This window comes from Moorena sp. (assembly GCF_982860115.1).
Window position 1 is genome coordinate 1 of the sequence record NZ_CEYLVT010000293.1, and the last position, 8,162, is coordinate 8,162.

At 44.3% G+C, this 8,162-nt stretch carries 3 protein-coding genes; 1 reads left to right on the plus strand and 2 read right to left on the minus strand.

Going from position 1 to position 8,162, the window contains the following annotated elements; genetic code table 11:
• Positions 1-50: 50 nt before the first annotated feature.
• Entirely contained in the window at positions 51-1,130 is a 1,080-nt protein-coding gene (locus AC4II3_RS29485) for a hypothetical protein (RefSeq protein ID WP_488029238.1), read from the minus strand.
• Between the two features lie 283 nt (positions 1,131-1,413).
• Positions 1,414-1,656, minus strand: coding sequence for a hypothetical protein (locus AC4II3_RS29490; protein WP_488015210.1), 243 nt, complete (start codon positions 1,654-1,656; stop codon positions 1,414-1,416).
• A 221-nt stretch (positions 1,657-1,877) separates the two neighbouring features.
• Here AC4II3_RS29490 and AC4II3_RS29495 point away from each other — a divergent pair, with 221 nt between their 5' ends.
• On the plus strand, positions 1,878-8,099 hold the full coding sequence (locus tag AC4II3_RS29495) for an AAA family ATPase (RefSeq protein ID WP_488015208.1): 6,222 nt from the start codon (positions 1,878-1,880) through the stop codon (positions 8,097-8,099).
• Positions 8,100-8,162: the final 63 nt, after the last annotated feature.

Sequence of the window (8,162 nt, forward strand, 5' to 3'; positions counted from 1 at the left end):
CTGACCGCTGACCGCTGACCGCTGACCGCTGACCGCTGACCGCTGACCGCTTACGATTCAACCGACTGTAAAATCCCCTCTTCTAACTGATAAATTGCTGTCATAATCCCAGTTTCAGGATTGTTCAACAGAGATTTTTTGACTTGTTTTAAGTATCCTAATATATTGCTGCGTAAAATAGGTTTCTCGACTTTCAGGGTGTGACGGTAATCCCAAACATCCCAAATCAATAACCCGATACCAGCCAGGGGATCAATTATACTTGCTCCTATCTCCGTTGCTACTAAACCACCAGTTTTTGCTGCCATTTTGGTGGCGGCTTTGCCAGCTAGTTTGGTGCTAACTTTACTCGCTACTTTTCCTCCCATGGAAACCAGAATAGGTTTAGCGACCAAGTAACCACTACCGCCAATTAACAATTTTAGGGAAATATTGGATAGGTTACCTTCTGTATCATTAATTGTGGTGGAAATTTCGTTAATATATCTATCCCACTGACCTTGAGGAATTTGATATTGGCTTTGGATATCACTAAGATTGTTTCCCAAGTCAGCCATATATAATTCAATCGTATCATTCGTGATTAGTTCCATCCTCATTTGAGCATTCTGAGGAAGTAGTACTCGTTTAGAAAATTCTTTTTGGAAGGTCTCAGTAAGTTTGGCGTCAATGGCTTGCTTGCCAGAGGGAAGGTTGGGATTGATTTGATGCATGATAGCAGATGCTCCCCACATAAACGGAACTGAAAGCTCCATCTTTTTTTGATTGAAATAATCAAAATACCAATCCAAAAAACTATCCACACGGGGGATTAACTCTGCTTCCCAAACATCTAACTCCTGGGCGGCAAAGGCTTCAGCACTGGCGTGAGATGCTTTTACGGCATCAGCAACCGCTTGATTAACTTTACTAAAGTCGGGACGGGGTTCAATAACAACTGTTGATTCAGTTGAGGGGTTAATTTGAGCAGAATTGCTCGAATAGGGGATGATAAGTTTGCTGACTAAGGGAATGAATACAATAATAATTACTAAAGTCCAAATCAGTGGAGCGACTGACTTAATTAGTTGGGTAAAGGCTTGGAGGCGCTCTGTTTTTTGAGTATAAGTTACTTCCTCTTCCTGACTCATAGTGATTTCTCCACAGATTTAGGACTAGTATAGTTTATACTATTGTAATCAATTGTAATCATTTTTTTTGTAAGCATTCAGCATTCAGCTTTCAGCTTTCAGCTTTCAGTATTCAGTATTGAGCTTTCAGTATTCAGTATTGAGCTATCAGCCACGCTACGCGAATGGCTGACCACTGACGGCACCTCAAGTAGCGTGAGCTTTTAGCTCACGGCTGACAGCTGATAGCTAAATACTTACCTATTTTTGAAATGATTAACTGGACTTAATTTCAGAGGTGATCTCACTGGCCATCCCTTAGATAATAGCGATTACCCAGGTACAAAGCTGCTGCCATAGCTAGTCCTGGCAAGGTAACAACCGCTGCCCAAGGAGAGCGTAACCAATTTACTTGCTCGGATCTTATGTAGTGAATGGACTTCTTGTACATACAAGATTCAGCTGGAGTAACTGAACCCAACAAAACAGCACTGGCAATTCCAGTAGTTGATAGGAAAGCAATCAAAGTTAATTTGGGTTTGAGCATTGTTGAGATTCTCCGCTAGTGTCACTTGGGTAATTGTCCTTAGTCTAGCTTTGTTTATTCCCATCTCCCCATCTCCCCATCTCCCCACCCCACCCTGCCATGGCACCTACCTCCTGAGTGCCTAGTTAATGTTACCTGCTGTGGAGGAAATGGGAAATCTATAAATTGAGTCCGGTTGAATTGGTCGCTGAGGCCCTATACCCTCACCAAGTATGTCAGCTATGAACACCACTCCTCCCAACATTAAAGGCTATTCCATCACTGACCTGGTCTACCATGGGTCGAGAACCGTAGTTTATCGTGGCACTAGGAACTCAGACGAAACACCAGTAGTACTCAAACTGCTCAATAATCCCTATCCCAGCTTCCAGGAACTTGTCCAGTTCCGTAATCAGTACACCATTGCCAAAAATCTTGACCATCCCGGCATTATCCAAATCTATAGCTTGGAGTCCTACCAAAATACCTTGGTATTGGTGATGGAAGACTTTGGTGGGGTCTCCCTGGAAGACTATACCACCTTGAGGAAGGACCTAAGAACGATCACGGATGATGTAGAGCATCCCGGTATGATCACTGATCACTCACTTCAGGAATTTCTCCACATCGCCATTCAAATCGCTTCTATCCTGGATGGACTCTATCGCCACCGAGTGATCCACAAAGACATCAAGCCTAGGAATATCCTGATTAATCCCACCACCAGTCAAGTCAAATTCATCGACTTCAGTATTGCCTCTCTACTCCCGAAAGAAAGCCAAATCCTGACTAGTCCTAACTGCCTCGAAGGCACCCTGGCTTACCTGTCTCCAGAACAAACTGGACGGATGAATCGGGGAATTGACTACCGCAGTGACTTTTATTCGACGGGGGTAACTTTCTACAAGTTGCTCACCACAGAGTTACCCTTTAGCACTACTGACCCGATGGAGTTGGTTCACTGTCATATTGCTAAACAACCATTACCTCCACACCAGCGTAACCGAGCTATTCCCCCACTCCTGTCCGACATTATCAGTAAACTGATGGCTAAAAATGCTGAAGACCGTTATCAAAGTGCTTTGGGACTCAAGTATGACCTAGAACAGTGTTCCTATCACTGGCACAGATTGGGCGCGTACGCTGAGATGAAGTTGGGTAGTCGAGATATTTGCGATCGCTTCGTAATTCCCGAAAAACTCTACGGCCGTCAACCGGAAGTAGATACCTTACTCGCCGCCTTTGAGCTAGTTACTCAAGGAACTACAGAAATGATTCTAGTCGCTGGCTTTTCCGGGATTGGTAAAACCGCTGTGGTCAATGAAGTCCAAAAACCGATTGTGCGGCAGCGGGGTTATTTTATTCAAGGTAAGTTTGACCAGTTCCAGCGTAATATTCCCTTTAGTGCCATCGTCCAAGCACTGCGGGACTTGATGGAGCAATTACTCACCGAAACCGATAGCCAACTGATGCAGTGGAAGGCAAAAATTCTGTCTGCTGTGGGTGAGAATGGTCAAGTGATGGTGGATGTGATTCCAGAATTAGAAAGAATTATCGGCAAACAGCCTCCTGCTGACGAACTGTCTGGTACGGCGGCTCAAAATCGGTTTAATTTGCTCTTTAGTAAATTTATCCAAGTTTTCACCACCAAGGAACATCCCCTGGTGATTTTCCTCGATGACTTGCAGTGGGCAGATTCGGCTTCGTTGAAGTTGTTGCAATTGTTGATGGCAGAAACTAATAGCTCCTATCTGCTGCTAATTGGTGCTTATCGAGATAATGAGGTAAATCCAACTCATCCGTTGATGCTAACGTTGTCCGAGATGGCCAAAGTGGGCGTCCAACTGAATACCATTACCCTTGAACCCCTGAGCAAATTTGACTTAAACCATCTGATTGCCGATACCCTGACGTGTGGGATAGAACTGGCGCAACCCCTGACGGAACTAGTGGCTCAGAAAACTAAAGGAAATCCATTTTTTGCTACCCAGTTCTTGAAATCCCTCCATCACGACCGATTAATCTCCTTTAATTTTGAGCAAGGGTATTGGCAGTGTGATATTGCTCAAATTAGACGCTTGGCCCTCACGGATGACCTGGTTGAATTCATGGCACTTCAGTTACAGAAGTTGCCAAAAGAAACTCAGGATGTCTTGAAACTAGCGGCTTGTATTGGTCACCAATTTGATTTGGATACCCTGGCGATTATCCATGATAAATCACCAACCGAGACAGCGACTTCTTTATGGAAATCTCTGCAAGAAGGGTTGGTGTTACCCACCACTGAAATTTACAAATTCTTCACCGTTAATAGTGTTAATAGTAATTCTCCATCAAGCACTGAGGAAAAATTCCGCCAATTACCAATCCCCAATCCCCAATTCTCAATGCCCCTATGCGCTGCGTGCATGCTACGGGAACAGCAATCCCCAAGTTACAAGTTTTTACATGACCGAGTCCAGCAAGCGGCTTATTTTCTGATTCCGGAAGACCAGAAACAGTTAACCCACCTAACCATTGGGCAACTGCTGTTGAAAAATATCCCCACAGCAGAACGAGAAGAAAAGATTTTTGATATTGTCAATCAGTTGAATTATGGTGTGGAGTTAATTACCGATCTTCCTCAGCGAGATCAATTAGCTCAATTAAATCGTATTGCTGGAGAAAAAGCTAAGGCGGCCACGGCCTATGGGGCTGCTTTTCGATATTTAACAGTAGGTATGGAACTACTAGGGGAAAATAGCTGGCAACGTCAGTATGACCTAACCCTAGCCCTATATCAAGCTGCCGCCGAGGCGGCATACCTCAATACTGACTTTGAACAGATGGAGCAAATCGTCCAGGTGGTGTTGGCACAAGGGAAAACACTACTGGACAAAATCAAAGCCTATGAAGTTTTGATTGACGCCTATAAAGCTCAAAACCAGAGTGAGCAAGCGATTACCACCGGGCTGCAAGTGCTGAAATTATTGGGGATAGAACTGCCCCAACAGCCGACTCCAGAGGATATTGAGCTGGCCCTACACCAGACACAGTCAGGTTTAGAGGGTAAAGAGATTGAGCACTTAATGAATTTACCGGTGATGACCGCACCGGAAAAACTAGCGGCGATGAGTATCCTCTGGCGACTGATGCCAGTTGCTTATCTGACCCTACCTGTACTGTTTTCGTTAGTGGTTTTGAAACAGGTCAATCTCTCCCTCCAAAATGGCAATTGTCCTTTGTCTGCTGTGTCCTATGCAGGTTACGCCGTCATTCTCTGGCAGCTCTGTGGAGATATCAATGGCAACTATCGCTTCGGTCAACTGGCTCTGAGGTTATTAGAACGGTTCAATGCTAAACAGCTTAAATGTACAGTACTGTTGGTGGTCAATTTCGGCACAAAGCCCTGGAAAGTGCATCTGAAAGAAACATTAACCTCTTTGCTAGAAGGTTACTCTGTAGGGGTAGAAACTGGAGATTTTGACCAATCTGCCTTCTGTGCAACGTTCTACTTAGAACATTCCTTTTGGCTCGGCAAGCAGCTGGCTGAACTTGACCAAACCTTTGGCAACTATCATCAAGGGATTGATCAACTCAAGCAAGAGATGCCACGTCAGTTTACGGCCATCAACTGGCAATTGGTCTTAAACTTGCTAGGACAAGCTGAGAATTATTGCTGTTTAAAAGGTGAAGTCTACGACGAACAGATCATGCTCCCACTCCATCAGGAGTTCAATAACCTCAGGGCAATTTACACCCTACACCTGTACAAATTATTCCTGTGTTATCTATTTCAGGATTATCAGCAAGCTTGGCAACATGCCACCATTACCAAACATTATTTAGATGGAGCACCAGCCGTTTTCATTGTTGCCGTTTTCTATTGGTACGATTCTCTAACTCGCTTAGCTCTGTATCCTGAACAGAATCACGCTCAACAAAAACAAAGTTTAGATAAAATAGCCCACAATCAAGACAAGCTCAAAACATGGGCAGACCATGCGCCGATGAATTATTTGCACAAATTTTATTTAGTAGAAGCGGAGCGCTATCGTGTTTTGGATCAAAAGCTTGAGGCTATGGAGTATTATGACCGCGCCATTGCTGGAGCAAAGGAAAACCAATACATCCAAGACGAAGCCCTGGCTAATGAACTGGCGGCCAAATTCTACTTGGAGTGGGGTAAAGAAACCATTGCCCAAGCCTATCTGAGTTGTGCCTACTATGGCTATAGTCACTGGGGCGCAAAAGCGAAGGTGGAGGATTTGGAAATTCGCTATCCCCAATTTCTCAGTGCCATTCTTACCCAGAAAACTATCAATATAAGCACCGGGGAAACAATCACCAACCTCACCAGTGAAGGGATTAATAGCACCACTACCAAGGCTTTCACTGCTTTGGATTTGGCTAGGGTGATCAAAGCCTCCCAGGCTATATCTGGGAAAATCCAGCTAGATCAGTTGCACTCCACTTTGATGCAAGTGGTGATGGAGAATGCTGGAGCTGACAAATGTGCTCTGATTTTGGTCAAAGGTGACCGGTTAGTGCTCCAGGCGATGGAAACCGCTAATGAAATCGATTTCGTGGCATCTATGCCAGTGGAAGAAAGCCCAGATATTCCCCAAAGTGCGATCAATTATGTTAAGTGGAAATCGGAAACCTTAGTCATCAACGATATTACGGTTGAGACTATGTTAGCTGCTGACCCCTATTTTATCCGTCAGCAACCCCGGAGTCTGATGTGTACTCCCATCATTAATCAAGGTCAACTCATTGGCTTACTTTATCTAGAAAATAATCTTACCACTGGAGCTTTTACACCAGACCGATTAGAAATCTTAAATCTGCTCATCCCCCAAGCCGCAATTTCTATCGAAAATGCTCAACTTTACAGCAATTTAGAAGACAAAGTTGTCGAACGCACTGTTCAATTAGCACAAGCTAAACAAGCGGCTGATGCCGCTAACCAAGCTAAAAGCGAATTCCTCTCCAATATGAGCCATGAATTTCGTACTCCTCTCAATGGCATTCTTGGCTATGCTCAAATCCTGAAGCGAGACCGGTACCTAGGCAGCACGCAAATCGATGCCTTAACTATTATTGAGCAAAGTGGCAACCATTTGTTAACTCTGATCAACGATATTTTAGACCTATCTAAAATTGAAGCTCGCAAAATGGAACTCTACCCCAGGGATTTACACCTCAAAATTTTCCTCGACAGTGTGGTAGGGATTATCCGGATGCGAGCAAATGAAAAAGATATCTTGTTCCAATATAACTTTGATGATAACTTACCTCATGGCATTAAAGCTGACGATAAACGACTGCGACAGGTACTGCTGAATTTGTTAAGTAATGCTGTTAAATTCACTGACCATGGTCACGTCACGTTGCGAGTTAGCTTACAGCCGTTTTCAAATGAATTGACCTCACTACAGACAGCTGCAAGCCCCCTAAATCCCCCAATTCTGGGGGACTTTAACTCAAGAACCCCCCAAAGTTGGGGGGCTAGGGGGGCGAAACTTCCTGTAATTGACCAACAACAAACCGCTTCAATTATCCGTTTTGAAGTCATTGATAGTGGCGTTGGCATGTCCCCGGAACAGTTAGAAATAATTTTCCAACCCTTTGAACAAGTGGGTGATACCCAACGGCGCTCTGCTGGCACTGGCTTAGGCTTAGCTATCTCTAAGCAACTGGTGGAGTTAATGGGGGGTCAACTGATGGTAACCAGTGACTTCGGTAAAGGGTCTACCTTCTGGTTTGACATGCCTTTTCCTGTGGTCAAAACCGTTACCAAGGTCACACCGGAAATAGTCGGTCAAATTAAGGGCTACAAGGGTAAACGATGCCAAATCTTGGTGGTGGATGACCAACTGGAAAATCGCTTAGTTTTGCTTAACATGCTCGCACCGATCGGCTTTGATATCGTCACCGCCGAGGATGGTGAACAAGCAGTATATATGGCGGCTCAACTTCACCCCGACCTGATTTTGACTGATTTAGTCATGCCAGTTAAAACTGGCTTTGAAGCTGTTAACGAAATCAGACAAATTCCTGAAATTAAAGACATACCCATCATTGCTGTCTCAGCTAGCTTCCTGGATATGGATCAGAACAAGAGTAAGATAATCGGCTGTCAAGCTTTTGTCTCCAAACCGATTGACCAGAATAAATTATTCGCTTTATTGGAGCAATATTTACCAATTCAGTGGGTGTATGAACCAATGGATGACATGGGTTTGAGCAAAAATGGCACGATCTCAGGTCAGACAGCAGGAATTATCCCGCCGCCCCCTGAGGAAATAGAAGTACTCTATGAATTGGCCATGCTCGGCAGTATGAGAAAGATTCGCGAGCGCGCTATGTTCATCGAACATCTCCATGATGATTATCGGCCTTTTGCTAATAAACTCAAAGATTTAGCGGATGGATTTCAAGAACAAAAGATTTTGACTTTAGTGGAAAGTTATATGAATTGAGCTGTGAGTAGGGAATAGGGAGTAGGGAGTAGGGAGTAGGGAGTAGGGAGTAGGGAGTAGGGA